The organism is Homoserinimonas sp. A520, from assembly GCF_054489245.1.
In genome coordinates, this window is record NZ_JBTMWX010000002.1 from 16,943 (window position 1) to 43,184 (window position 26,242).

At 66.4% G+C, this 26,242-nt stretch carries 27 protein-coding genes and 1 riboswitch; of the genes, 11 read left to right on the forward strand and 16 right to left on the reverse strand.

All coding sequences use genetic code 11. From position 1 onward, the window contains the following. The first annotated feature begins 56 nt into the window (after positions 1-56). Complete coding sequence (locus tag ACX3PH_RS04590) at positions 57-827, forward strand: FadR/GntR family transcriptional regulator (protein WP_459089886.1); 771 nt, start codon at positions 57-59, stop codon at positions 825-827. Position 828: 1 nt separating this feature from the next. Here ACX3PH_RS04590 and ACX3PH_RS04595 read toward each other — a convergent pair whose 3' ends face one another. Beyond that, entirely contained in the window at positions 829-1,602 is a 774-nt protein-coding gene (locus ACX3PH_RS04595) for an SDR family oxidoreductase (protein ID WP_459089888.1), read from the reverse strand. Positions 1,603-1,626: 24 nt separating this feature from the next. Then, the gene (locus ACX3PH_RS04600; protein ID WP_459089890.1) at positions 1,627-2,817 is read right to left on the reverse strand and encodes an acyl-CoA dehydrogenase family protein; all 1,191 of its coding nucleotides are present in this window, start codon (positions 2,815-2,817) and stop codon (positions 1,627-1,629) included. A gap of 85 nt (positions 2,818-2,902) precedes the next feature. Between ACX3PH_RS04600 and ACX3PH_RS04605 the strand changes: the two genes are divergently transcribed. The 4 genes from ACX3PH_RS04605 (at position 2,903) to ACX3PH_RS04620 (ending at position 6,597) form a co-directional block, all read left to right on the forward strand. Continuing rightward, entirely contained in the window at positions 2,903-3,361 is a 459-nt protein-coding gene (locus ACX3PH_RS04605; RefSeq protein WP_459089892.1) for a MaoC family dehydratase, read from the forward strand. A 63-nt stretch (positions 3,362-3,424) separates the two neighbouring features. Continuing rightward, positions 3,425-4,615 carry a CaiB/BaiF CoA transferase family protein gene (locus ACX3PH_RS04610; RefSeq protein WP_459089894.1) on the forward strand — a complete coding sequence of 397 codons (1,191 nt, stop codon included), beginning with the start codon at positions 3,425-3,427 and terminating at the stop codon, positions 4,613-4,615. Beyond that, positions 4,612-5,772 (forward strand): acyl-CoA dehydrogenase family protein, encoded by a 1,161-nt coding sequence (locus tag ACX3PH_RS04615; protein ID WP_459089896.1) that lies wholly within the window; start codon positions 4,612-4,614, stop codon positions 5,770-5,772. The genes ACX3PH_RS04610 and ACX3PH_RS04615 overlap by 4 nt, the downstream gene beginning before the upstream one ends. A 30-nt stretch (positions 5,773-5,802) precedes the next feature. After that, positions 5,803-6,597 carry a TrmH family RNA methyltransferase gene (locus tag ACX3PH_RS04620; RefSeq protein ID WP_459089898.1) on the forward strand — a complete coding sequence of 265 codons (795 nt, stop codon included), beginning with the start codon at positions 5,803-5,805 and terminating at the stop codon, positions 6,595-6,597. A 291-nt stretch (positions 6,598-6,888) separates the two neighbouring features. Here ACX3PH_RS04620 and ACX3PH_RS04625 read toward each other — a convergent pair whose 3' ends face one another. Both ACX3PH_RS04625 and ACX3PH_RS04630 read right to left on the reverse strand, forming a co-directional pair. Further along, complete coding sequence (locus tag ACX3PH_RS04625; protein ID WP_459089900.1) at positions 6,889-8,847, reverse strand: ABC transporter ATP-binding protein; 1,959 nt, start codon at positions 8,845-8,847, stop codon at positions 6,889-6,891. A 35-nt stretch (positions 8,848-8,882) separates the two neighbouring features. After that, complete coding sequence (locus ACX3PH_RS04630) at positions 8,883-9,098, reverse strand: hypothetical protein (RefSeq protein WP_459089902.1); 216 nt, start codon at positions 9,096-9,098, stop codon at positions 8,883-8,885. A gap of 222 nt (positions 9,099-9,320) precedes the next feature. On the opposite strand from ACX3PH_RS04630, the gene ACX3PH_RS04635 reads away from it, so the two are divergent. Genes ACX3PH_RS04635 through ACX3PH_RS04645 form a run of 3 tightly spaced genes read left to right on the forward strand, consistent with a single transcriptional unit; the run spans position 9,321 to position 11,949 of the window. Next, a complete protein-coding gene (locus ACX3PH_RS04635; protein ID WP_459089904.1) occupies positions 9,321-10,247 on the forward strand; it encodes an ABC transporter ATP-binding protein in 927 nt (308 codons plus the stop codon). Continuing rightward, entirely contained in the window at positions 10,244-11,125 is an 882-nt protein-coding gene (locus tag ACX3PH_RS04640) for an ABC transporter permease (protein WP_459089906.1), read from the forward strand. The genes ACX3PH_RS04635 and ACX3PH_RS04640 overlap by 4 nt, the downstream gene beginning before the upstream one ends. 35 nt (positions 11,126-11,160) lie before the next feature. Continuing rightward, on the forward strand, positions 11,161-11,949 hold the full coding sequence (locus ACX3PH_RS04645; protein ID WP_459091420.1) for an ABC transporter permease: 789 nt from the start codon (positions 11,161-11,163) through the stop codon (positions 11,947-11,949). 3 nt (positions 11,950-11,952) lie between these two features. On the opposite strand, the gene ACX3PH_RS04650 is transcribed toward ACX3PH_RS04645, so the two are convergent. Further along, entirely contained in the window at positions 11,953-12,717 is a 765-nt protein-coding gene (locus ACX3PH_RS04650; RefSeq protein ID WP_459089908.1) for a hypothetical protein, read from the reverse strand. A 214-nt stretch (positions 12,718-12,931) separates the two neighbouring features. On the opposite strand from ACX3PH_RS04650, the gene ACX3PH_RS04655 reads away from it, so the two are divergent. Then, positions 12,932-13,282, forward strand: a complete 351-nt coding sequence (locus ACX3PH_RS04655; protein WP_459089910.1) for a hypothetical protein — start codon at positions 12,932-12,934, stop codon at positions 13,280-13,282. Between the two features lie 136 nt (positions 13,283-13,418). Here the strand turns inward: ACX3PH_RS04655 and ribH are convergent, their stop codons facing one another. From ribH to ACX3PH_RS04710, 11 genes are all read right to left on the reverse strand, one after another. Further along, on the reverse strand, positions 13,419-13,889 hold the full coding sequence (ribH, locus tag ACX3PH_RS04660; protein WP_459089912.1) for a 6,7-dimethyl-8-ribityllumazine synthase: 471 nt from the start codon (positions 13,887-13,889) through the stop codon (positions 13,419-13,421). Beyond that, a complete protein-coding gene (ribA, locus tag ACX3PH_RS04665) occupies positions 13,886-15,172 on the reverse strand; it encodes a GTP cyclohydrolase II (protein WP_459089914.1) in 1,287 nt (428 codons plus the stop codon). The genes ribH and ribA overlap by 4 nt, the downstream gene beginning before the upstream one ends. Beyond that, positions 15,169-15,792, reverse strand: a complete 624-nt coding sequence (locus tag ACX3PH_RS04670) for a riboflavin synthase (RefSeq protein ID WP_459089916.1) — start codon at positions 15,790-15,792, stop codon at positions 15,169-15,171. Before ACX3PH_RS04670 ends, ribA begins: the two co-directional genes overlap by 4 nt. Further along, positions 15,792-16,910 carry a bifunctional diaminohydroxyphosphoribosylaminopyrimidine deaminase/5-amino-6-(5-phosphoribosylamino)uracil reductase RibD gene (ribD, locus tag ACX3PH_RS04675; protein WP_459089918.1) on the reverse strand — a complete coding sequence of 373 codons (1,119 nt, stop codon included), beginning with the start codon at positions 16,908-16,910 and terminating at the stop codon, positions 15,792-15,794. The genes ACX3PH_RS04670 and ribD overlap by 1 nt, the downstream gene beginning before the upstream one ends. Before the next feature lie 90 nt (positions 16,911-17,000). Further along, positions 17,001-17,167: riboswitch (FMN riboswitch) on the reverse strand. 138 nt (positions 17,168-17,305) lie between these two features. Next, a complete protein-coding gene (locus ACX3PH_RS04680) occupies positions 17,306-18,082 on the reverse strand; it encodes an HAD family hydrolase (protein ID WP_459089920.1) in 777 nt (258 codons plus the stop codon). Beyond that, positions 18,079-18,675, reverse strand: coding sequence for a GNAT family N-acetyltransferase (locus tag ACX3PH_RS04685; RefSeq protein ID WP_459089922.1), 597 nt, complete (start codon positions 18,673-18,675; stop codon positions 18,079-18,081). The genes ACX3PH_RS04680 and ACX3PH_RS04685 overlap by 4 nt, the downstream gene beginning before the upstream one ends. A gap of 2 nt (positions 18,676-18,677) precedes the next feature. Continuing rightward, positions 18,678-19,685, reverse strand: coding sequence for a tryptophan--tRNA ligase (trpS, locus tag ACX3PH_RS04690; RefSeq protein WP_459089924.1), 1,008 nt, complete (start codon positions 19,683-19,685; stop codon positions 18,678-18,680). 16 nt (positions 19,686-19,701) lie between these two features. Beyond that, positions 19,702-20,562 (reverse strand): exodeoxyribonuclease III, encoded by an 861-nt coding sequence (locus ACX3PH_RS04695; protein WP_459089926.1) that lies wholly within the window; start codon positions 20,560-20,562, stop codon positions 19,702-19,704. Positions 20,563-20,571: 9 nt separating this feature from the next. Then, on the reverse strand, positions 20,572-21,609 hold the full coding sequence (locus ACX3PH_RS04700) for a YihY/virulence factor BrkB family protein (protein WP_459089928.1): 1,038 nt from the start codon (positions 21,607-21,609) through the stop codon (positions 20,572-20,574). Between the two features lie 197 nt (positions 21,610-21,806). After that, the gene (locus ACX3PH_RS04705; protein ID WP_459089930.1) at positions 21,807-22,082 is read right to left on the reverse strand and encodes an HPr family phosphocarrier protein; all 276 of its coding nucleotides are present in this window, start codon (positions 22,080-22,082) and stop codon (positions 21,807-21,809) included. A gap of 30 nt (positions 22,083-22,112) precedes the next feature. After that, a complete protein-coding gene (locus ACX3PH_RS04710) occupies positions 22,113-22,904 on the reverse strand; it encodes a DeoR/GlpR family DNA-binding transcription regulator (protein WP_459089932.1) in 792 nt (263 codons plus the stop codon). 189 nt (positions 22,905-23,093) lie between these two features. On the opposite strand from ACX3PH_RS04710, the gene ptsP reads away from it, so the two are divergent. Both ptsP and ACX3PH_RS04720 read left to right on the forward strand, forming a co-directional pair. Next, entirely contained in the window at positions 23,094-24,743 is a 1,650-nt protein-coding gene (gene ptsP / locus ACX3PH_RS04715) for a phosphoenolpyruvate--protein phosphotransferase (protein ID WP_459089934.1), read from the forward strand. Between the two features lie 44 nt (positions 24,744-24,787). Continuing rightward, entirely contained in the window at positions 24,788-26,230 is a 1,443-nt protein-coding gene (locus ACX3PH_RS04720; RefSeq protein WP_459089936.1) for a PTS mannitol transporter subunit IICB, read from the forward strand. Positions 26,231-26,242 lie beyond the last annotated feature (12 nt).

Sequence of the window (26,242 nt, forward strand, 5' to 3'; positions counted from 1 at the left end):
CCACGGCCCGGGCGCGAGACTATAGGCTCGGGCCGACGAAATGGAGCGCGCCCGGCATGAATAGTTCCCTGATCACGCCTCCGCTCGGCCAGCCCAAGCCGTGGCCGAAGTCACGGGTCCCGAAGGCCTCGACGCTGCTCGCCAACGACCTGCGTGACGAGATCATCCGCGGGAGGCTGGCCGTCGGCACCAACCTGCCTGGCGAGGTTGAGCTGATCGAGAAGACCGGCTACAGCCGCGCCACGGTGAGGGAGGCGATGCGGCTGCTGGAATCCGAGGGACTCATCGTGACCCGCCGCGGCCCGCGCGGGGGAGTGCAGGTGAGTGCGCCCGACATCGCGCAGAGCACGCGCTCGATCGCCGTTCTCCTCGCGCTGTCCGACGCGAAGCTGCGCGACCTCTTCCGCTTTCGGCGCGATATGGAGCCGGAGGTCGCCAGGCTTGCAGCTTCCGCCGCTACTCCGGAGCAGATCGAGGAGTTGCTCAGGGCGACCAATCAGCATGCTGAGCCGCTCGAACGGCTGGTGTCGTTCCATGACCTCATCGCTGAGGCCTGCGGCAACGAGTTCTATCGGGTCATGGTGAAGGTCATTGTGGAGATCGCCGCCTGGCACACGCCGGAAGAGGGCCTCGTCCCGGTCGACATGGAGATCGCCCACACCAGCCACCGCAAGATCGTCGAGCATATCGCTGCGGGTCGCGGCGATGATGCGGCGGCGGAGATGGACAAGCATCTGAGGTCGTTCGAAGCAGTGGTCGAGTCGCACGGCAACCTCGACCTTCCCGTGCTCCGACCGCAGAGCTGGCCGCTGGGCGGCGCCCGCTAGGTCAGCGGGCGCCGCCGTTGATGTAGAGGGTCTGCCCGGAGACGTACGACGCGTCGTCGCTCGCCAGGAACGCGATCGCCGCGGCCACTTCCTCCGGCTCACCCACCCGCCGCAGCGGGGTTCGCTCGGCAGCCGCGCGCTGGTGTTCCTGCGCGGTCGCCCCACCGCGTTCGGCGGTCGCCGCGGTCATCGCGGTGGCGATATACCCGGGAGCCACGGCGTTCACCGTGATGTTGAAAGGACCCAGCTCGATGGCCAGGGTGGCGGTCAGGCCCTGTACTCCGGCTTTCGCGGCAGCGTAGTTGGCTTGCCCCCGATTGCCGAGCGCTGACCGGCTGCTGAGGCTGACAATCCGCCCGTACTTCGCCTTCACCATGTGCTTCTGCGCTTCCCGTGCGCACAGATAGGCGCTTGTCAGGTTTGTGGCGATCACCAGGTTCCAGTCGACCGGCTCCAGCTTGAACAGAAGATTGTCCCGGGTGATCCCGGCATTGTTCACCAGGATGTCGATACCGCCGCGGGCCTCGGCGAAGCGGCTGAAGGCATCCGCGACCGCGTGCTCGTCTGTGACATCGCAGGCGTAGCTCGCTGCGCTCCCTCCCGCCGCCACTACCTCTGCATCGCCGTTCACGCTCTCCGCCGTCGACAGGGCTGCGGCCCCGTCGAGGTCGAGGATGCCGACTGCGCAACCCTCGCGTGCCATCCGTAATGCCGTGGCGGCCCCGATGCCTCGCGCCGCACCGGTGATGATCGCGTTCCTGCCGGTGAATCTCATGGTGTTCCCTTGTCTTGTGTGGTTCTACCTGAACGCGGAAATGCCGGTGATGTCGCGGCCGATGAGCAGCGACTGGATCGAGTCCGTGCCCTCGTAGGTGTGCACCACTTCCATGTCTGTCATGTGCCGGGCGATGTGGTTCTCCAGCAGCAGTCCGTTGCCGCCGAGGATGTCGCGGGCCTGCCGGCAGATCCACTGCCCCTTCTGCGCGGTGTGCATCTTGGCGAGCGAGGACATGGTGCTGGTGAGCTTGCCCTGGTCGGCCAGCACCGCGGTGCGGAAGCAGATCAACTGCATGGCGGTGAGTTCGGCGAGCATGTTGGCGAGTTTGTTCTGTACCAGCTGGTGACCGCCGATCGGCTTGCCGAACTGTTCTCGGGTGGCGGCATACTTCACGGCGATCTCATAGGACGCGGTCGCGTGCCCCACGGCCTCCCAGGCAGCGCCGGTGCGGGTCGCCGCGAGTACTGTCCCGGCGTCTCGGAACGACTCGGACTTTGCCAGCTTGTTCTCGACCGGAACGCGCACATTCTCCAGGCGGATGTCCGGCTGGAGGATGGCGCGCTTGCCGATCTTGCCGGTGATGACCTCGGCTTGGTAGCCCTCCGGGTGCTGACCGTCGGCATCCGTCTCGACGATGAAGGCCTTGACCTTTCCGTCGGCCTCGTCGCGTGCCCACAGCACGACCACATCCGCCAGGTGACCGTTTCCGATCCATCGCTTGGCGCCATTCAGCACGTAGTGGTCGCCATCACGACGAGCGGACGTTTCCAGCGCCACGGAATCTGAGCCATGGTCGGGCTCGGTGAGGGCGAACGCGCCGATTTTGTCGAGTGTCGCCATTCCCGGCAGCCAGCGCTGCTTCTGCTCGTCGCTGCCGAGAAGGTTGATCGAACCCATGCTCAGGCCCGACTGCACCGCGAGAAAAGTGTTCACGCTTCCGTCGCCGCGCGACATCTCCATGGCGACCATTCCGGCTGCCAGGCGGCTCATCCCAGGGCATCCGTAACCCTCGATGGTGGTACCGATGATGCCCAGTCTCGCGATCTTGGGCAGAAGCTCCGCCGGGAATTCAGCCCTCTCCCAATACCCGTTGATGATCGGAAGCACCTCGTTGTCGACGAAGCCCCTGACCCGCAATGCGATGTCGCGTTCCTGATCGTCCAGTTGCTCGGTAAGCAAGTAGTAGTCGGAGTTCACAGTGTCGTTGGTCATGTCTCTGGTCCTGCCCGCCGAGGTGGAATAGGTTTAGTACACTAAATATACTTTGGATTTCTTTCCGTGTGAACAAGGAGGGCCAGTGCGAACCATCGACGGTATCGACGGGCTCAGCGCTCTCGTCGGACAGGAACTCGGGACCAGCCCGTGGCTCGCCATCGACCAGGCGAGAATCGACCTCTTCGCCGACGCCACCCTCGACAGCCAGTGGATCCACGTCGACCGCGAGCGGGCAGAGACGAGTGACCTCGGCAGCACGGTGGCGCACGGCTTGCTGACGCTGTCGTTGATCCCGCAGTTCGCACGTCAGATCTATACGGTGACCGGCCTCAGCAAGACCCTGAACTACGGGTACAATCGCGTGCGCTTCCCGGCCCCGGTCAAGCCCGGCGATCGCATCCGCAACCGAGCCTCCCTGATCTCCCTGACCCCGTCAGGTTCCGGAGTGCAGGCCGTGATCAGCCATGAACTTCAATTGGAGGGGGCCAGCCGTCCGGCCTGTGTTGCAGAGGGCGTCACGTTGCTGGTCGTCGATGATTGACGCAGCTCAACCGCCGGCGGAAGCTGTGCCAGGCCGGCCGTCTCGAAGAGGAACAAGGACTCCATGAACTCAGACAACATCGACATGCCCCGCCCCGGGCCACTGAGCGGGATCGTGGTCGCCGATTTCACGCGGGTGCTGGCCGGCCCGTATTGCACGATGCTGCTCGCCGACATGGGTGCGACTGTGATCAAGGTGGAGAGTCCGGACGGCGACGACACTCGCACCTGGAAGCCGCCGCTGCGAGATGGGGAATCCACCTACTTCCTCTCGATCAACCGCAACAAGCGCTCAATCATCCTCGACCTGCGTGACGAGGACGACCTGGTCGTCGCCCGCCAGCTCGCACGTCAGGCCGACGTGCTGGTCGAGAACTTCAAGGCGGACGGCCTGCGCCGCTTCGGGCTGGACTACTCGTCGGTGTCAGCGACCAACCCGAGCCTGATCTACACGTCCATCACCGGATTCGGCCCGGGCGCCGGAGCCGAGTTCCCGGGTTACGACCTGACCGTCCAGGCGCTGTCCGGGATGATGAGCCTCACCGGCGGCGAAGACACCGGGCCGTACCGCGTCGGCGTCGCCTTGTTCGACGTGATGACCGGATTGCACGCCGCCATGGGCATCCTGGGTGCCCTGCACCATCGCACTGCAACGGGCGAGGGGCAACTGCTCGAGCTCAACCTGCTCACGTCTGCGCTGTCCAGCATGGTCAACCAGACCAGCGCCTGGGTCGCTGGTGGAGTGGTGCCCACCAGGATGGGCAACGAGCATCCGAGCCTGTACCCGTACGAGCCGTTCCCCACTGGCGATGGTGACCTGGTCGTGGCGGTGGGCAATAACGGCCAGTTCGCGCGGCTGTGCTCGCTGCTCGGTCTCGACGGAGTCGCAACGGATGAGCGCTTCAGCACGACGCACGCGAGAAACGACAACCGGATCGAGTTGCGCAGCATTCTGGTCGGGGCGCTCGCAGCGCACTCGGCCAGCCACTGGTTCGACGCCCTCTCGGCCATCGGCGTGCCGTGTGCTCCAATCCAGGACGTGCGCCAGGGCGTGGAACTCGCCGAACGCCTCGGCCTCGATCCGGTCGCCGTCGCCGGTTCTGGCGACCGCGCCATTCCGACGGTGCGGCACCCGGTCAGCTATTCCCGAACCCCAGCAAGCTACGACATTGCCCCGCCGATACTCGGGGCGGACACCGTCTCCGTCAAGAGATGGCTGGATGCACGAGACACACCCACCAAGGAGAACCTATGAACACCGTCGACCGCGTTTTCGGTCTGGAAGCACTGCTGTCCGACGAGGAGAAGGACTGGCAGCAGCGAGCCCGCGACTTCGCAACCCGTCGCATCCAGCCGACCATCGACGAGGACTTCGAGAACAAGCACTTCCGTCGCGAACTGGTAGCCGAGCTCGGCGAACTGGGCGTTCTCGGCATGCACATCAAGGGCTACGGATGTGCCGGCGCCGGTGCCGTGAGCTATGGCCTGGTGTGTGCAGAGCTCGAGGCCGTCGACAGCGGTTGGAGGACGTTCGTCTCGGTGCAGGGATCGTTGGCCATGTCGGCGATCGCGAAGTACGGCTCGGAGGAGCAGAAGCAGCAGTGGTTGCCGCGGATGGCCGCCGGTGAGCTGATCGGATGTTTCAGCCTCACTGAACCGCAGGGGGGCAGTGACCCGGCATCCATGACCACCGAGGCGGTCCGCGACGGTGACGAGTGGGTCATCAACGGCGCCAAGCGCTGGATCGGATTGGCCAGCATCGCGGATGTCGCCGTGGTCTGGGCGCGGACGGAAGAGGGCATCCGCGGATTCCTGGTCCCCACCGACCGGGCCGGGTTCACCGCAGCGGAGATCACCAACAAGCAGTCGATGCGTGCCTCTATCCAGTGCGATGTCCTGTTCGACGACGTGCGGGTGTCTGAGTCGGAGCGGCTGCCGGATGCCATCGGCCTGTCCGCTCCTCTGGGGTGCCTCACCGAGGCCCGCTACGGCATCATCTGGGGTGTGATGGGCGCGGCGCGATCATGCCTCGATGCCGCGCTGGAGCGCTCGACGAGCCGCAATGTCTTCGGGAAGCCCATCGGGTCGAAGCAGCTCATCCAGGGCAAGCTCGCCGACATGTTCGTCGAGTACGAGAAGGGCATGCTGCTTGCCATGCACGTCGGACGCCTCAAGGAGCGGGGAGCCCTGACGCCTGAGCAGGTGAGTGTCGGCAAGCTGAACAACGTGCGCGAGGCGATCGCCATCGCCAGCACCGCCCGCGGCATCCTGGGCGGCGACGGCGTGACCTCGGAGTTCCCGGTGATGCGGCACATGGCCAACCTCGAGTCGGTGAGGACCTACGAGGGAACGGATGAGGTGCACGCCCTGGTGCTGGGACGAGCGTTGACCGGGATCGCGGCCTTCGTCTGACGACGTCGGCTGACGGTGCAGAATTGACGAATGCCCGTCACCCTGATCAGCGACCTGAGCGATCCGCGGCTGACCGATTTCGCGCACGCGACCGACGTGCTCCTCAAGAATGGTCGCGGCGTGCACGGTGTGTACATCGCCGAGTCCGCGCTGGTGCTGGAGCGGGCGCTCCGGGCGGGCCACCGGCCGCGGGCGGTGCTCGCCCTGGGCGGCACGGTCGCTGAGGCTGTCGCGCTGGTCGGCGATGACGTGCCCGTGTTCTCCGGGCCGGGAGAACTGCTTGCCGAGCTGACCGGCTACATCCTGCACCGGGGACTGATCGCCGCCATGGATCGCCCGCTGCTGGCGAGCCCCGAGCAACTGCTGGCGGATGCCCGGCGCGTCGTCATCCTGGAGAATGTGGTCGACCCGACCAATGTCGGCGCCATCTTCCGTTCGGTTGCTGCCATCGGCGCGGATGCGGTTCTCGTCACGCCGCGCTGCTCGGACCCGTTCTATCGGCGGGCGATCCGGGTCAGCATGGGCACGGTGCTGCAGGTGCCGTGGACGCGGGTCGGGGACTGGGCATCCGCTCGGGAGCTGCTGACAGCATCCGGGTTCCACATTGCCGCGCTCGCACTGACGGACGACGCGGTGAACCTGCGCACGTTCGCGGCGGATGCCCCCGAGCGGGTTGCCCTGGTGCTCGGCACCGAGGGCGAAGGCTTGACTTCCGACGCAATCGCCAGCGCGGACACCATCGTGCAGATCCCGATGCGACACGGTATCGACAGCCTCAACGTCGCCGCCGCGGCCGCCGTGGCGATGTTCGCCCTCGCCCGATAGCCCAACCACGAACCTGTCAGCGATGTCCCGTCACTTCACAGTCCTTCGGGGCGCGGCGTGGTCAACAAACCAACTCACGGTTGCGGTATTACAGGCAGAGCACCACGGCGGGTGTTAGACGAGCAGCGTCATCGTCGTTACTGTGGCGGCGGGCCCTGCCTCCTTCCGACGATGACGGCCTTTGTCAACAATGACACTGTTTCGAACAGGCTCATCATCGACAAAGCCCGTCATCGTTGAGGCTGGCGAGCGGCAAGGGTGCGAGTTCTGGCCCGGGCCCGCCCTGCAGGTCTAAACGAGCAGCTGGTGCTTCGCGAGCTTCTTGTAGAGCGGAGTCGACACGACCAGCTCCGAGTGCGTGCCTACGCCGACGACGCGTCCGTGCTCGAGCACGATGATCTGGTCGGAGTCGACCACGGTCGACAGCCGGTGCGCGATCACGATCAGCGTGCGGTCCTGCGCGACGGCGTCGATCGCCTCGCGCAGCAGCTGCTCATTCAGCCCGTCCAGCGATGAGGTCGACTCGTCGAGCAGCAGGATAGGCGGGGCGGTGAGCAGCGTGCGGGCGATGGCCAGCCGCTGGCGCTCGCCGCCGGACAGCATGACACCGTCTTCACCGACCTCGGCGAGCAGGCCGCGCTCGTCGCGCTCGAGCACCGACATGAGGTTGACCGAGCGCAGCACGTCGACGCACTGCTCGTCGGTGGCGTCTGGGCTGCCGAGCGTGAGGTTGTCGCGGATGGTCCCGGCGAGTACCGGCGCATCCTGCTCGACGTAGCCGATCTGGGCGCGAAGAGCGGTGCGGTCGAGGGCGCGGATGTCCACACCGGCCAGGCGCACAACGCCCGCCGTCGGGTCGTAGAACCGTTCGATCAGGGCGAGGATCGTCGACTTGCCGGCGCCGGATGGCCCGACCAGGGCCACCCGCTGGCCGCGAGGGACGGAGAACGAGACACCGCGGAGGACGGCGCGGTCGCGCACGTCGTCCAGCGCAGCGACCGGATCAGGGACCGAGTCGACAACGGCGACCGATCCTGGGCCCACGCTGCCGGTTACGGACGATTCGCCAGAATCGGACGTCCGTGCAGTGGGGATCGGCGTCAGCTCGCCGGACTCTTCGAGCTCCGCCAGCACCTTCTCGGCCTCGGTCTTGTGGGCGCTCTCCGGGTACCGGAACTCCACGTTCTCGAAGGTGATCGCGTCGGTTGTCTCAACGGACGGCGAAGGGGTGACCGCAGCATCCGCTTCGTCCTCGCTCGGGATGTCGATGATCTCCTGGATGCGGCCGAGCGCCCCGAGCGCCTGATTCACCGAGGTGATGGCGCCGAAGGCCTGGCCGAGCGGCATGATCATCATGAACAGGAACAGGATGAACGCGACCAGGGAGGCGATGTCGATCGCCCCGCTGGCGACGCGGAAGCCGCCCACGCCGAGCACGGTGAGGAACGACACCTGCATGGAGATCCCGGCGACCGGCACGACGAGCGCCGAGATTTTCGCGACCCGGATGCCCATGCTCCAGGCGCCGCGCGCCTCCTCGTCGATCGTGGCCGTCTCCCGCTCGGTCGCCCCGGCGGCGCGCACCGTGCGGATGGCGCTCACCGCCCGCTCCACCGCCGCAGCCAGGTCGCCGACCTTCTTCTGCTGGCGTTGGCTGGCCACCCGGATCTTGCCGGATAGACTCACCACGACGACCACCGATAGCGCGATCACGAGCAGGGTGAGTCCGAGCAGCACCGGGTCGATGATGAGCATGGCGATGAGTGAGCCGACGAAGAGCAGCACACCGCCGACGGCGTCGACGAGGCCCTGGGTCATGACGGCGTAGAGCAGGGTGGTGTCCGACCCGACCCGGGAGACCAGGTCGCCGGTGCGCCGGGTGTCGAATTCGGAGATCGGCAGGCGGAGCATCCGCGCCACCAGGCGGCGGCGGGCCGAGAGCACGACGCTGGTGCCGGTGCGCTGCAGCAGGTAATGCTGGAAGCCGCTGAGCAGGCCGGCCGCGACGACCAGTCCGATGAGCACCCACAACAGGTCGCCTAGCAACTGCCCCTTTTCCACCCGCGCGATGACCTGGCTGACCAGCAGCGGCTGGGCGAGGGACGCTGCGGCGCCGAGAACGCTGAGCACGATCACCCAGAACAGCACCTTCTTGTGCTCGAACAAGTAGGGGAGGAGTTGGCTGAACCTCGCGCGCGGGCCTTCGTCTGTCTTCGTGCCTTGGCGGGGTTTGCGGGTTTCGGTGCTCATCTTGTCCTTCGTGGGCCTTGTGGTTTCGGGCACTGTTAGTGCCGGCCGTACTTCTTGTGCACTGCCTGCTTGCTGACGTCGAGCGCCATGGCGATGAATTTCCAGGATGCGTTCGCGTTGCGTGCCCGGCGGACCGCGAGCGTTTCCAGCTGGTCGAGTTCTCGACGCAGTTTCCGGATGGCGGTCAGCGCCTTGATCGGGTCGTCCGACCCGGCCTCGCCAGCGAGGGTGCGGATGATCGTGGAGTCCATGCTGTCAACGCTAGTTGACGCATCCGACGCCGTCAACTTTGGTTGACGCTACTTGAAGAAGACCGTGTAGATGAAGCCGACGAACAGCGCGACCGAGGCGGCGACCATGACCCATCCGACAAATGTGACCGCTCCGCGAGCTCCGTTGTGCTTGACCATGCCCAAAGTCTAGCCAGCGCCGCGGATGCGCAGTGTCAGTAGCCGGGTCTACGCTTGTCACTTGTGCCAGAACCAGTGATCACCGCCAGCAACCTCGTCAAGAAGTACAAAGACTTCGCCGCAGTCGACGGGATCTCGTTCGAGGTTGCACCCGGTGAATCCTTCGGCCTTCTCGGCCCGAACGGTGCCGGAAAATCGACAACCATGCGGATGGTCGGGGCGGTGTCCACCCGCACGGCCGGGGAGCTCAGCATTCTCGGGCTGGACCCGAACGAGTTCGGGCCGGAGATCCGCTCCCAGCTCGGGGTTGTACCGCAGCAGGACAATCTGGACACCGAGTTGCGAGTGCGGGAGAACCTCATCGTCTACGGCCGCTACTTCGGCCTGCCGCACAGCTTCCTCCGCGCGAAGGCGGACGAGTTGCTCGAATTCGCCCAGCTCAGCGACAAGGCGAAAGCCCGGGTCGAAGACCTCTCCGGCGGTATGAAACGCCGGCTGACGATCGCCCGCGCGCTCATCAACGAACCACGCATCCTGCTGCTGGATGAGCCGACAACCGGGCTCGATCCACAGGCCAGGCACATCCTCTGGGACCGCCTGTTCCGGCTGAAGGAGCAGGGCACCACCCTCGTGCTGACCACCCACTACATGGATGAGGCCGAGCAACTCTGCGACCGCCTGATCGTGGTCGACAAGGGCCGAATCATGGCCGAGGGAACACCGGCATCACTCATTAGGGAGCACTCCTCGCGCGAGGTTCTCGAGGTGCGCTTCGGGTCCGACCGCAACGCCGGGGCAGCCGAGCAATTGGCAGGCATCGGCGACCGCCTCGAGGTGCTGCCCGATCGCATCCTGATCTACAGCGCGAACGGCGAGGCGGAGTTGGCACGCATCACCGAACTGGGGCTGCACCCGATCACCTCGCTGGTGCGTCGGTCCAGCCTGGAGGATGTCTTCCTGCGCCTGACCGGACGGACCCTCATCGAATGAGCGCCGTAAGCGGATCGAGCAAGCCAACCGGATCGAGCAGTTTAAGCGGGTCGAGCTCGTCGAGACCAGCCGAGCTCGCCGAGGCGGCGCCCGGCACCAAACCCCGCCGCTTCGGCGCCTGGTACGTCGCCGAGCACCGCTTCCGCAACATGCGTGCGTACACGCAGACGATCGTCGCCACGAGTATCGGCAACCCGCTGCTCTACCTCTACGCGCTCGGCGTTGGCCTCGCCACCCTGGTCGACCCGGGGCTCGGCACGGGCGAGGTCAGCTACCTCACGTTCGTCGCCCCCGCCCTGCTGGCGAGCGCCGCTGTGACGGTCGCCACCGAGGAGTTCACCTACCCGGTGATGCTCGGCTTCAAGTGGAACCCGGTGTTCTTCGGCATGAATGCCGCCCCGATCGCACCCCGCCAGATCATCGACGGCATCGTCATCTCGGTGACGGTGCGCATGGTGGTGACGATGGTCATCTTCTACGCGTTCATGCTGCTGTTCGGCGCGGTGCCGAGCACGCTGGGCGTTGTCACCATCCTGACGGCGACGCTCACCGGTCTCGGTGCCGGCGCGCTGATCATGGCCTACGCCACCACGATCGTGGAGGACAAGGGCCAGTTCGCCATGCTCATGCGATTCGTCGTCCTTCCCATGACCCTGTTCTCCGGCACCTTCTTCCCGCTCGAGGCGCTGCCCGTCTACCTGCACTGGATCGGCTGGATCTCTCCGCTGTGGCACGGCGCTGAGCTGTCCCGCGTCTTCGCCTACGGCATGGCGGAGCCGATCTGGCTGACCGTGATCCACATCGGTTACCTGACCGCACTGTTCGTCTGGGGCTGGGTTGCCGCCCGCCGCATCACCGCGAGGAGGCTGAACAAGTGACCGTCACCGAACAGACCAGAATCCTGCCGAAGCGGATGCTGCTGCTCCCGTCGCTCTACGCCGGCAACGCCCGCTCGGTCATGCATCGCGGCTGGACGGCCACCGCGCAGAGCAACTGGCTGGTGATGCTGTCCGGGTTCTTCGAGCCGATCTTCTACCTGCTGGCCATGGGCATCGGGCTGGGTTCGCTGGTCGGCGCTGTGCAGTCGCCGTCCGGGCAAGACATCCCTTATGCGGCATATATCGCTCCCGCGCTGCTGGCGGTAGCGGCGATGAACGGGGCCATCTACGACTCCACCTGGAATGTCTTCTTCAAGATGAACTTCGCGAAACTGTATGAGGGCATGCTGGCGACCTCGCTCGGTCCGTTCGATGTGGCCCTGGGGGAGATCATGCTGGCGCTCGCCCGCGGAGTGCTCTACGCATCCGGATTCCTGGTCGTCATGCAGCTGCTCGGGCTGAACCTGGCGTGGACGGCCATTCTCGCGCTTCCGGCCGTGCTGCTGATCGCGTTCGGGTTCGCCAGTTTCGGCATGGGGATCACCAGCTACATGAAGACGTTCCAGCAGATGGACTGGATCACCTTCGTCATGCTGCCGATGTTCCTGTTCTCGGCGACGTTCTACCCGCTCAGCGTCTACCCGGAGTGGCTGCAGTGGGTGGTGCAGGCGATGCCGCTGTGGCACGGCGTCGAATTGATTCGCGGGCTCACCACTGGTGTACTCGCCTGGGGGATGCTCTGGCACGTGCTCTACTACGTCGTGATGGTGCTGGTCGGACTGACGTTGACCACTCGCCGGTTGAAGGCGCTGTTCCTCGACTGAGCCCTACCGTGCTGGCGGGATTCCGGCTGAGCACTCCGTCGCATCCGACTGCTCTTGATAGCCGACCTCCGGTGCCGACAGCTCCTCGCCGAGCGGTGTCTTCTCGATGACGCAGTCCCTAAGCGTTACGTCGACCGGCTCCCCGAAGATCAGGGTCGAGACGCCGTAACGGTAGCCGTTCCAGAACACGCCTTGGGCATCATCCGACGCGAAGTCGCCGCGGATGCCGAGCACCAGGAAGCCGTCGCCCTCGCCGACCAGATGCTGATCCACCAGGCACGGCCCCAGTTCTCCGGCCGGGTCTTCTGGCGTCACGAACGGACCAGCGGATGCCGCAATCGCGGCCGCGCCCAGCTCACCCCTCGGCGCGGTGACCAGCGAGGTGGGCAACTCGGCGGGCCAAGCCGTGTTGCCGGTTGCCTCGGCAGTCACGTCGATGCGAACGAGACCCCACGAGTCTGCGTCCAGCTCGTCGTCGGTCACGAAGTCCGGGCCGCAGGCATCCGTCAACGCGGTTCGCAGCTCGGCCGCGGTCGGACCGGAGGCCTCGAATGATCGGTGCACGTCCAGCGTGATGGCGAGTTCGGCGCCGTTGGGGGCGGTGGCGACGGCGTCGATCGACAGTACGATGTCGTCGGCTGGCGGCGCGGTGGGGGAGGGCGCCTCGGTGACGCTGACCCCTGGCGACGGGTCGGTCGGTAAAGTCGATGAGCATCCGGCCGTCAGCGCGGCCACGGCGGCGATCATCAGGACGGCTGCTCGTTTCATCAGTCTTCCCCTCAGACGTGTCGTTGGCAGGATCCTCACGTCCTACGCTACGCCCTCATCACGATGGCGCAACCGGGGCGGCAGCCAACGCTGACGCTGTTTGTCGACGATGCGCCCGTTCCTAACCGGGTCATCGTCGACAAACAGCGTCACCGTTGCCCTCGTGGTGTGGAAGGCTCGGTGTGCTCTAAGCTCGCGCGCCTAGGGTCGAGTCATGGCAAACATCATCGAGAACATCGCAGATCGCGTCACGTCGTCGTTGGGCGCGAAGGTCAACTTCGGAGAGAAGGTCAGGCTGGAGCAGGGTGAAACACTGCCCGTATCCGTGGTCTGGTTCGGCTTTGGCGGAGGCAGTTCGGAAGCCGGGGAGGGCGAGAACGCTTCCACCCCGGCGGGCAGCGGCGGCGGGGGAGGAGGCGCCAGCATCCCGCTCGGCGTCTACGTCGGGTCGACGCTTGGACCGCGCTTCGTGCCGAACCTGATCCCGTTGCTGGCCGTGTCGATCCCGCTCGTGGCGGCCACCGGCAAGGCGCTGTCAATCGTCATTCGCGCCCTGAAGAAGTAACTCCCCAGCTAGGGTCGTCCCCGACCGACCACGAGCCCGTTTGTTGACCACCTTGCTCCCTGAGGCGGGTCGTGGTCAACAAACGGGCTCGCGGTTGGAGCACAGTGTCGTGGAGCACAGTGTGACGCCGGACGGGTCAGGCGCGGAGGGACTTCAGCAGCACCGCGGTCGCCAGGGCAGCGGATGCCGCCTCGGCACCCTTGTCCTCCTTCGACCCGGGCAGCCCGGCACGATCGATGCCCTGCTGCTCGTCGTCGAGGGTGAGCACACCGAACCCGACCGGCTTGCCGGTGTCCAGTGCGACCCGGGTGAGGCCATCCGTCGCGGCATTCGACACGAAGTCGAAGTGTGGGGTGCCGCCGCGGATGATGACGCCGAGGGCGACCACGGCATCCGCCCCGTTCTCCAGCGCCGCCTTGCAGACCAGCGGCAACTCGAAACTGCCAGGCACCCGCACCTCGGTGATCGAGGCACCGGATGCCTCCAGCACTCGCCGCGCCCCCGCGATGAGGCCGTCGGTGATGACCTCGTGCCAGTGGCCGGCGACGATGGTCACGTTCAGCCCCGTGCCGTCGACCTGGAACTCGGGCGAACCTTCACCGCTCACAGTGCCTGCTCCTTCTGGGTCTGGCGCTCCGCCTGCATCAGGAGTTCGGCATCCGGGAGCATGTGCCCCATCCGGTCGCGCTTGGTCTCAAGGTAGGCCTCATTGAACGAGCCGACGCCGACCAGAATCGGCACCTGCTCGAGTACGGTGACGCCGCGGTCGGTGAGCTGCTGCACCTTGTCGGGGTTGTTGGTGATCACGCGAACGGATGCCAGGCCAAGGTCTTCGAGGATGGCCACCGCGGCACCGTACTCGCGACCGTCAGCCGGGAAACCGAGCGCGATGTTGGCGTCCAGGGTGTCGAAGCCGTCCTCCTGAAGCCGGTACGCGCGCAGCTTGTTGACCAGGCCGATGCCGCGGCCCTCGTGCCCGCGCATGTAGATGACGACGCCGCCCTCTTCCTGGATCATCTCCAGTGCCGCATCCAGCTGGGGCCCGCACTCGCATTTCAGCGAGCCGAACACCTCCCCGGTGAGGCACTCGGAGTGCACCCGCACCAGCGCCCCTGCACCCGGCGTGCCGGAGATGATGGCGACGTGGTCGGCGCCGGTCAGCCGGTCGCGGTAGGCACGCATCCGCAGTTTGCCGTGCGTGGTGGGAACCGTGGTCTCCACCTCGAAGATCACCCGGGAGGTTTCCGGGATGGCGACCACCTGCGGCACGTCGGTGTCGCAGTGCACGGTCTGCAGGTACTCGATGAGTGACGCGATGGTGATCACGGCGACGCCGTCGCGCTCGCCGAGCTTGATCAGTTCGGGCAGGCGCATCATCTCGCCGGCGTCCTCGACGATCTCCGAGATGGCGCCAACCGGCACCAGGCCGGCCAGCTTCAGCAGGTCGACCGTCGCCTCGGTGTGGCCGTCGCGCGCCCGCACGCCACCGTCGACCGCGCGCAGCGGCATGATGTGTCCGGGGCGGTTCAGCGAGGACGGCGTCGAGTCGACATCGGCCAGCACCCGCAGCGTGTGGGCTCGATCGGCGGCACTGATGCCGGTGCTGATGCGGTCGGCGGCGTCCACCGAGATCGTGTAGTTGGTGCCGCGCGGGTCTTCGTTGTTCAGGACCATGACCGGCAGTTCGAGCCGGTCGGCGATGGCGTTGGTCATCGGCGCGCAGATGAAGCCGGATGAGTTGCGCACCATCCAGGCCAGCCACTCCTGGCTGGCCAATTGGGCTGAGATGACGACGTCGCCCTCATTCTCGCGGCCCTCGTCGTCGACGACGATGATGGGCTTGCCTGCGCGCAGTTCCTCGAGCGCGGTGGGGATGTCAGCGAGGCTCATTGCTCGCTCCTTTCAGTGGTGGTGCGTGTGTTTGGGAAGTGCAGCATCCGCTCGACGTGGCGGGCGACGATGTCGGTCTCGATGTTGACCAGTTCGCCTACCTGGCGGGCGCCGAGGGTGGTGGCGGTGAGGGTTTCGGGGATCAGCGAGACCTCGAACCAGTCGTCGCCGACCGCGCTGACCGTGAGGGAGATACCGTCGATTGCGATCGATCCCTTGCTGGCGACCAGCGGTGCCAGCTCGGCGGCGAGCGAGAACCGCAGCACGCGCCAGGCGTCGCCATTCGTCACGCTGAGAAGTTCGCTGGTTCCGTCGATGTGACCCTGCACGATGTGTCCCCCGAGGCGGTCGCCGACCTGCGCGGCGCGCTCCAGGTTGACGCGGGTGCCTGCAGAGGGCGCCTTCAGCGTGCTCATGGCGATCGTCTGGGCCATGACATCCGCCGTGAACCAGTCGTCGCCCTGCTCGACCACCGTGAGGCAGACGCCGCTGACCGAGATGGAGTCGCCGTGCTTCGCGTCGGACACCGCGAGCGGGCCGCGAACGGTGATGCGGGCGGCGTCCTCGGTGGGCTGCCAGGCGAGCACCTCGCCGACCTCTTCGATGATTCCGGTGAACACTAGTTGGCTCCTTCAATTCCTGCGGGTTGAGTAGTCCGCGAAGCGGGCGTAGATCCCCTGAGTAGGTCGCTTTGCGACCGTATCGAAGGGTCGAAACCTGGCCGGGCGACGATCAGCACGTCGTCGCCGACCCGCTCGATGTCGCGGATGCTGAGACGGCGGGTGTCCGCGATGGTGCCGACACCGATGTCGCCGACTGCGAGGCGGTTGCCGCCGATCAGCGCGGGCGCCAGGTACACCAGGTACTCGTCGACGAGTCCCGCCGCGATGAACGCGCTGGCCAGCGTCGGACCGCCCTCCACGAAGGCGTGACGGATGCCGCGGTCGAACAGCGAGCACAGAACCTCGTCGAGGTCACGGCTGTGCGCCTGGATGAGGGGCTGCGGGTGGAGGTGCAGCTTTGCTCCGCTGGGCACCGGCGTCAGGCCGATCACGACGGGGATCGGCTGGTGCTCGAGAAGCTCTCCGGCATCCCCGCGGGCGGTCAGCGACGGGTCGTCGGCCAGAACGGTGCCGCTGCCGACGATGATCGCATCCGCTGCCGCGCGTTGTTCGTGAACGCGCTGGCGGGCGGCGGTGCCGGTGATCCACTGGCTGGAACCGTCGGATGCTGCTGCGCGCCCATCGAGGCTGGCCGCCCACTTGAGGGTGACGAATGGGCGCCGGAGCCGGGTTGCGGTCAGCCAGCGGTGGAGGAACTCTTCGACCTCCTCGAGCAGCACTCCGCCGGTGACCTCGGCGCCGGCCTGGCGCAGGCGGTCGGCGCCCCCGCCGGAAAGTGGACCTGGATCCGTTGCGCCATAGAAGACGCGGGCAATGCCGGCGTCGATGAGCGCCTGGCTGCACGGGCCGGTGTGCCCGGTGTGGTTGCAGGGTTCCAGCGTGACGACTGCTGTCGCGCCGCGGGCCTGCTCCGGGGAGAGCTTGCTGAGGGCGTCGACTTCGGCGTGGACGGTGCCGACTCCGCGGTGCCAGCCCTCGGCGAGCATCCGCCCGTCAGGGCTCAGGATGACGCAGCCGACCCGGGGGTTCAGGCCGAACGCTGGGCCGTGCCCGGCGAGGGATAACGCATGACGCATCGCGGTGGCGATGGTGGTGTCGTCGCCTGGGGCTGTCATCCGGTTCCCTTCTCTCGATCTCGAGATGGGCTCCGGGAGTGCGCCACAATGCCGTGGCCAGGTTCGCCGCCGTGAAACGCCGCCGAACCTGTGTGCTTCCTTCCATCCGGACTGAGAGACCCGCGCCTGTTCGACACTGCAATCTCATAACCGTCGGTGCCGGAATTCCACCGGCTCAACCGGGGCACTGATCGCTCAGCACCACGGGTCGCGGACTATAACCGCCGGTTCGGATTTTCACCGACCCCGGAGCACATTCTTCTTTCAGTGTATGACAACGCGGCGCCCAGCGGTTTATTCCCGGCCTTCGGGCTGATTGAGCTTGTCGAAATCGGCCTCGAGTAACTCGAGGTCACTTCGACAAGCTCAGTACATCGCGCGACGAGCTCGACCAGCTAAAGAGCCAGCAACTGCGGCAGCTCGGCGAGCGAGCGGATGACCAGCACGCCGGCCGCCCGCGCCTCCGCCACCTCGTCGGGGTCGGGCACCACGACACCGCGGTCGAGCCAGACACCGGTGAGGCCCGCGTCAACGGCGCCACGGGCATCCGTCTGCAGCCGGTCGCCGATGTAGGCCGCGTTCTGTGGTTCGACGCCGAACAGTTCGCAGGCGTGCTGGAAGATGCGCGCATCCGGCTTCGGAACCCCGACGACACCGGATGCGACCACGTGACGCATTCGGTGGCTGAGCGCCAGCCGGTCCAGTTTCGGTGTCTGGTAGTTCAGTTCGGCGTTGGTGATGATGCCGAACTGCACTCCGGTGATGATCGACTCCAACTCATCGAGGCAGGGGAGGGCGTCGTCGTGCAGCACCCACGACTGGTCGTAGTGACCGAGGTAGTCGGCGTACCAGGCATCCGCCGCACCGTCGTCCAGTTCGATCCCGTGGTGGCGAAGGAACTCCTGCACCCGCACCCGGCGTTGCTGCTGCAGGTCGAGTTCGCCGTGCAGGTAGCGGCTGTAGTGCACCTCCTCCAGGTGATGCCAGCGACGCACCTCGTCCGCGTCATCCGCCGCCGCGAGCACACCGCCCCACTCATGCCGCTTCGTTGTCACGCCCAGCGCGACCGCCCGCTGGTGGTCGAACAGGGTGTCGTCGAGGTCGAACAGCACCACAGACACTGAAGGAGAAGCGGATGCTTGCGCGGCGTTCTGCTCGGAAACAGTCGTCACGGGGCCGACACTCCTTCGTTTTCGCTGCGCGGCGAGGGGAGCGGCCAGCCCGGCTTGACGCTGCGGTCGTCGGACGCGCGCAGCAGGCCGTGCCAGGACTCCGGATGCGACCCGTCGCGTGCCGGCAGCACCGCAGGCCGGACACCGGCGAACGTGAACCCCAGCTTTCGGGCGACAATGGCGGATGCCGCGTTCCCGGCCACGCACTCCCAGCTGACCTCGGGGGCGAACCCGGTATCGAACGCCCAGTCGAGCACCGCGCGAACCGCTTCCGGCATGAACCCGTGGCCGCGGTGGGACGAGCCCAGCCAGAAGCCGATGTCGAACCGGCCGAGCTTCGTGCGCAGCCCGATGACGCCGAGCAGGTCACCGCTGCCGGAGCGCACCGCCCACGTCAGTTCCTCGCCGGAGGACCAGCCGTGCGGTACATGCTCGGTGATGAAGTAGCGGGCGTCAGCCAGCTTGTACGGCCACGGGATGGTCAGGTACTTCTCGAACTCCGGGTCCTGGCAGTACTCGAAGATCGCCTGGGCGTCATCGACGTGTAACTCATCAAGACGGAGCCGACCGGTGGTGAACGTGAACGGTTCCACGATCAGGCTTTCGGCAGGAAACCGACGCGGTCGTAGACCCGCGCCAGGGTCGTCTCCGCGATCTCGTTCGCACGTTCGGCGTTGACGGCAAGCATCCGGTCGAGTTCGGCCGGGTCGTCAAGCAGTTCTCGGGTGCGTTCCCGGATCGGTCCGAACGTGCCGACGACGGCATCCGCCACCGCGCCCTTCAGGTCGCCGTAGCCGCGACCGGCGAACTCGTCCTCCAACGCCGGCACTTCGCGCTCAGTGAAAGCGGAGAGGATGGTGAGCAGGTTGGACACGCCCGGCTTCTGGTCGCGGTCGAAACGCACCTCGCGGTCGTCATCGGTTACAGCGGACTTGATCTTTTTCGCCGTCTTCGCCGGATCGTCCATCAGCCAGACCACGCCGGAATCGGAGGACGCCGACTTGCTCATCTTCGCCGTCGGGCTCTGCAGGTCGTAGATGCGCGCGGTCTCCGCCATGATCACCGGCTTCGGCACGACCAGCGTCTCGCCGAAACGCGAGTTGAACCGGTTCGCCAGGTCGCGGGTCAGCTCGACGTGCTGCTTCTGGTCGTCGCCGACCGGCACAACGTCGGTGTCATACAGCAGGATGTCGGCTGCCATCAGCGTCGGGTAGGCGAACAGGCCGACCGTGGTGGCGTCCGCCCCGTGGCGGCTCGACTTGTCCTTGAACTGGGTCATGCGGCTGGCCTCGCCGAAGCCGGTCAGCGTGTTCAGCACCCACGCCAGCTGGGCGTGAGCCGGCACGTGCGACTGCACGAACAGGGTGGATGCCGACGGGTCGATCCCGGCAGCGATGTACTGGGCGGCGGTACCCCGGGTCTGCCGGCGCAGCTCAGCGGGATCCTGCGCGACCGTGATCGCGTGCAGGTCGACCACGCAGAACACCGCGTCACTCGTGGCCTGCATCCTCCTCCACTGGAGGAGAGCCCCGATGTAGTTGCCGATCTGGAGCGAATCGGCGGACGGCTGCATGCCGGAGAATAAGCGGGGTTTGGAGGTCATGCGCCAATTCTTTCAGTTACAGCAGGTAGTCCACGACAACGGGCGTGTGGTCCGACCAGCGCTGGTCGTAGGCCGCAGCCCGGTCGACGGCGTAGCCCGTGACGGTGGCCGCGAGTGCCGGTGTCGCCATCTGGTAGTCGATCCGCCATCCGGTGTCATTGTCGAAGGCCTGCCCGCGCCAGCTCCACCAGGTGTACGGCCCGTCGACCTCTCCGGCCTGGGCGCGCCCGATGTCGACCCAGCCGAGGCCTTTGCCGACGGAACCGTCGGCACCTTCGACGTCTTCACCCAGGGGGCCGAAGAACCGGTCGAAGTACGCGCGCTCCTCGGGGAGGAAGCCGGCCCGCTTGACGTTGCCCTTCCAGTTGCGGATGTCGAGTGTGGTGTGTCCGACGTTGAGGTCGCCGAGCACGACGGCGTGGTCGCTGTGCGCCGCCAGTTCCGGCAGGCGTGCGGTCATCGCATCCAGGAACTTGTACTTCTCGACCTGCTTCGGGGTGTCGGCGACGCCGGAGTGCACGTAGGTGCTCACGACCGTGATCACCTTGTCGCCCACCTCGTAGTCGGCCTCCAGCCAGCGCCCGGCGCTGTCGAAGTCCGGGTCTCCCAGGTCGACGCGGTGGATGGAGGCCCCGCCCCCGTGGGCCCCAGCCCTGCTGGCCAGTGCCACGCCGGCACGCCCCTTGGCGGTTGCCGGGTCGTGCAGGATGTCCCACTCCGGTCCGAGCAGGTTTTCCAGGTCTTCGGTCGACGCCCGCACCTCCTGGATCGCCAGGATGTCGACGTCGCGGCCGTCGAGCCAGGCGCCCATTCCCTTGCGGTAGGCGGCTCTGATTCCGTTCGTGTTGATGGTGGCGATGCGCAGGGGGGTGGTCATTCAGCCAGCCTACCGACGACCTCCGTCATGCTTCCGCCGCATGATCACGCGACGCCACCAGGGCAGGGATCGCCTCAGTTTCTCTTCGGCTTCCGCCTTCCTGGCCTCTCCTTCCTGCGCGCGTTCCTGTGCTTCCTTGCGCCGTTCTTCGGCGATTTTCGGGTCGGGGATGATCCCGGCATCCGTCATCCCGACCGCGATCCAGGATGCCGCCAGCAGGATCACCTGGCAGATCAGGTTGAACCAGATCAGCAGGCCGATGATGAGGGCGAAGGATGCCAGCAGCGGGTTGCGGGACGCGCCACCCAGCAGCGCCGAGCCGAGCACTTTGAGCACGCCGAGCCCGGCAGCCCCCAGTAGCGCCCCGGCCAGGAGGCGCCGCCACGGGATGGACAGGCCGGAGAGCAGGCGGTACAGGGCGGCAAGCGCCACCGTGTCGAGCAGGAACATCAGAATGAGGCCGACGGCCCGGCCGGCGACAACTGCGAACAACGACTTCTCACCGATGCCGAGAAGGTCGAGCATTCCGGTCACCGCCTGCGTGCTGAACACCAGCAATGCCGATGAGATCAGCAAAGCCGCACCGAAACCGATGCCGAGTCCCACGTCTTTCAGCTTCAGCAGGAGGAAGTTCAGCAGCTCGCCTGGCAGCCCGAACAGGGTGCGGATGGCGTCACGGGCGGATGCCAGCCAGCTCAGTGCCGTGAACAGCAGGCCTCCGAGCGCGATCGCCCCGGTCCAGCTCAGCACGATCCCGGTCTGCAGGTCGTCCGGGTCGACGATGCCCTCGCCGCTGCCGGTGTCGATCAGCCCAGGGACGGACTCGTTCAGCACTCGGAAGAACGCCTGACGGATGTCGGGGTTCGCGTCGACCAGCAGTCCGGCGACGGAAAACCCCACCCAGAGGGCGGCGAACACGGCGAAGATCGCCTGGAAGGAGAGCCCGCCGGCGAGCAGCGGCCCGCGGCTCTCTGTGTAGTGCAGGAAGACCCGCACCGGCCGCAACCCTTGCGCCCAGGCGATGAGCTTCTGCAGCTTCTGCTTCATTCTTCGAGACTAATCAGGCTGCGCCGGGCCGTGTCTGACCTGGCGCTTCACGCATCCGCCGCCATCCGTCAACAGGATGGATTCGGGAACGCGCCCTCCAGACATCCGTTTCCATGGGATGTCGGCCATTTCATCCTGTTGACGGAGGTAGGAACGGGGTTCTCCGTGCGGTGGGAGCGAGCGGCCTGAGAGCGAGTTCAGTCGGCGTCGAGTTCGGATGCGATCAGCTGGGCCAGTTCGTCGGCCTGCGCTTCGGCGTCGTCACCGGACACCGTGAGGGTGAGCTCATCGCCGGCGTTCACGCCCATCGCGAGCAGCATGAGCACGCTCGCGGCGTTCGCCTTCTTGCCGGTCGCCGTCTCCAGGGTGACGGCATGGCCGCTGTCGGCTGCCGCCTTGGCGATCGTGGCGGCCGGCCGGGCGTGCAGCCCGACGGCCGAGCCGAAGGTGACGCTGCGCTGAACTTCGGTCATTTGTGGTGCCTCCCTGGAGTTGTGACCATGCTACGGGGCGACCTTCGCTGCCGCCGGTTGCCCGGCCAGTACGACGTCCGGCCCCGCCGCCTCGACCTCGGTGATGAGGTCTCGGTTGACTGCCGCATCCGTGATGATCGTGTCGATGGCGGCCAGCGGGGCGATCCGTCCGAACTCTTCGCGCCCGAACTTGCTGTGGTCGGCCAGCACGATGCTGCGCCTGGCCGCCTTGATCATGGCCGACTTGACTGCGGCTTCGGCGATGTTGTGCGTGGTCAGGCCGCGCTCCGGCGTGATGCCGTTGACGCTGAGGAAGGCGACGTCGACGCTGACCATGCTCACCATCTGGTGCGTCCAGGTGCCGACGGCCGCCCGAGACGACGACCGCACGGTGCCGCCGAGCACGTGCAGTTCGATGTTCTCCCGGTCGGCGAGTGCGATGGCGACGGCGATGGAGTGGGTGACGACGGTGAGCTGGCGGTCGAGGGGGAGGAGCTCGGCGAGCTTGATGGTGGTGGTTCCGGCGTCGATGATGATGGAGCCGCCGTCCGGCAGCTCTTCCAGTGCGGCAGTGGCGATGGCCATCTTCTCGTCAGCCAGGATCTCGTTGCGGTCGCTCACCGCCCGCGCGATGGTGATGCGCTCCACCGGGATGGCGCCGCCGTGTGCACGACGAACCAGCCCGCGGCGTTCGAGTGAGGTCAGGTCGCGGCGGATGGTCTCTGGAGTGACTTCGAGCAGTTCAGCCAGCTCGCGAACATCCACTCTCCCGTTGCTTCGTGCCTGTTCGAGGATGGCCTGGTGCCGCTCGGGTGCGTACATTCTGACTCCGCTGTCGGGGTGGTTGCTAGCTCTGATTGTGGCGGACCACGGTCAAACCATCATAAACAAATGTCTGCTTGATTAGTTTTATCTCCGAATTTGTTTGTTTGTCAACGAGTTTCAGGTTATTGTCATGGGCAAAGCTCCATGGTCGGATCATCGCTCATGGGCCGGATAAGGGAGTCACTCATGCGGGAACTGCACGGAATCGGAGTGGGACGCTCGGTCGCGTTCGGCCCCGTGTTGCGGATGCCCGACCCGCTGACCGAACCGACCGAAACACCGCGAACGGCGGATGCCGACACCGAGCGTTCCGCGGTCACCGCAGCCCTCGCATCCGTCGCCGCCGAACTGAACGAACGTGGCCGGCAAGCCGGGGGAGAAGCGCAGGGCGTGCTCGAAGCGCAGGCGATGATGGCGCAGGACCCGGGCCTCATCGACGATGTGAACGCCCGCATCGAGTCGGGAAGCACTGGAGAGCGAGCAGTCTTCGACGCGTTCGCCGGCTTCCAGGAGATGCTCACCGGCATGGGCGGCTACATGGCCGAGCGGGCAGCCGACCTCGGCGACGTCTCCCAGCGGATCATCGCCACCCTGCGCGGGGTTCCCGCACCCGGCGTCCCCACCTCCGACAAGCCGTTCGTGCTGGTGGCGCACGATCTCGCCCCCGCCGACACCGCCCTGCTCGACCTCGCCAAGGTCGTGGCCCTCGTCACCCGCGACGGCGGCCCCACCTCGCACACGGCGATCCTGGCGAGGGCAAAGGCGATCACCGCCGTCGTCGGAGTGGCGGATGCCGACGAGCTCACCGACGGCATGGAGGTGCTGGTCGATGCTGCGTCCGGGATCGTCACTGTGTCGCCCAGCCGCGAACAGATCGTGGCGGCCGAGACCCGTACCGCCGAGCTTCAGGCGATCAAGGCGGCACCGATCACCGACGGTGCGCTGGCCGACGGGGAGAAGATCCCGCTGCTTGCCAACCTCGGTTCGCCGAAGGACACCGCGACAGCCGTCGAGCTGGGGGCGGAGGGCGTCGGCCTGTTCCGCACCGAATTCCTCTTCCTCGACGCGAAGACCGCGCCCACTGTCGAGCAGCAACTGGCCGACTACACCGCAGTGCTGGATGCCTTCCCCGGCAAGAAGGTCGTGGTGCGCTGCCTCGATGCGGGCGCAGACAAGCCGCTCAGCTTCCTGAACGACGCCGACGAGGAGAACCCGGCGCTCGGCCTCCGTGGGCTCAGGGCACTACGGGCGAACGAGCAGATCCTGCGTGACCAGCTCACCGCCCTGGCCCAGGCGCAGGAGGCGACCCAGGCGGAACTCTGGGTGATGGCCCCGATGGTCGCCGACGTGGAGGAGACCGAGTACTTCGTCGCGCTGGCGAAAGAGCTGGGCATCCGCGTCGCCGGGGTGATGGCCGAGATCCCGTCGCTCGCCCTGATGGCCGACCAGGTGGCATCCGCCTCGGACTTCGTCAGCATCGGCACCAACGACCTCACCCAGTACACGATGGCGGCCGACCGGATGCTCGGCACGGTGGCCTCGTACCAGGACCCGTGGCATCCGGCCGTCCTTCGACTGGTCAAGATGCTGGGGGACGCCGGCAAGGCATCCGGAACCCCCGTCGGCGTCTGCGGTGAAGCGGCCGCGGACCCGCTGCTGGCCGTCGTGCTCGTCGGGCTCGGCGCGACCTCCCTCTCGATGACCCCGGCCGCGCTCGCCGACGTCCGGGCCGAACTCTCCCGGTACACCCGGGTCGAGGCTGAGGCGCTCGCCGCAGCAGTACTCACCGCACCGACCGCGGCGGCAGCACGGGCCACCGCGGCGACGTCCCCCTGATCGCACCACCCATCCATCAAAATCCCGAAGAAAAGGAAACCGTCATGACAACGGAGTCACAGCCCCGCACCCGCGGTGGCGCACGTGTTGGTGTGCAGAGATTCGGCACCTTCCTCAGCGGCATGATCATGCCGAACATCGCCGCGTTCATCGCCTGGGGCCTCATCACGGCGTTGTTCATCCCGACCGGGTGGACGCCGAACGAGACCCTGGCGAGCCTCGTCGGCCCGATGATCACCTACCTGTTGCCGCTGCTCATCGCGAACACGGCGGGGCGGATGATCTACGACACCAGAGGAGGCGTCGTCGCCACCATCGCCACCATGGGCGTCATCGTGGGAACCGAGATTCCGATGTTCCTCGGGGCCATGATCATGGGACCGCTCGCGGCGTGGCTGATGAAGCAGACCGACAAGCTGTGGACGGGCAAGATCAAGCCCGGCTTCGAGATGCTGGTCGACAACTTCTCCGCCGGCATCCTGGGCGCGATCCTCGCCGTACTCGGCTTCTTCGGCTTCGGGCCGGTCATCCAGGGGCTGAGCAACGCCCTGGAAGCGGCAGTCGACTGGCTGGTGTCGCTGTCGCTCCTGCCGCTGCTGTCGATCTTCGTCGAGCCGGGCAAGATCCTGTTCCTCAACAACGCGATCAACCACGGCGTCTTCACCCCGATCGGAACACAGCAGGCCACCGAGACCGGCAAGTCGATCCTGTTCCTGGTCGAGGCGAACCCCGGTCCGGGTCTTGGTCTGCTCCTCGCGTTCGCTTTCTTCGGAATCGGGATGGCCAGGGCAAGCGCGCCAGGTGCGATCATCATCCAGTTCCTGGGCGGTATCCACGAGATCTACTTCCCTTACGTGCTGATGAAGCCGATCCTGGTGCTGTCCGTCATCGCCGGTGGCATGACCGGTGTCGCGACCAACGCCCTGTTCCAGAGCGGCCTGCGAGCGCCCGCCTCGCCGGGGAGCATCTTCGCGGTGCTGATCCAGACGGCCAACGACAGTTTCCTGGGGGTCATCCTCTCGGTGATCCTGTCGGCTGCGGTGTCCTTCATCATTGCGGCGATCATTCTTCGGGCCAGTCGCAAGAAGGACCTCGCTGCCGGTGGCGGCGACCTGTCCGCGGCGGTCGCGCAGACCGAGGCGAACAAGGGCAAGAGCTCCGCGGTGCTCGGCAACCTTGCCGGGACCGCAACGGAGGCGAGGATCCAGAAAGTGGTCTTCGCCTGCGACGCCGGCATGGGTTCCAGCGCAATGGGAGCATCCGTCTTGCGCAACAAGTTGAAGAAGGCTGGAATTGAGGGAGTGGCGGTCATCAACCAATCGATCGCCAACCTGGACGAGAGCGCGGACCTGGTCATCACCCACCAGGACCTCACCGACCGGGCGAAGGGCCAGGCCGGCGGAGCAGTGCATGTGTCGGTCGACAACTTCATGAACAGTCCGAAGTACGACGAAGTGGTCGAACTGCTCAGGCAGCAAGGCAACTAGCGAACGAGGGAG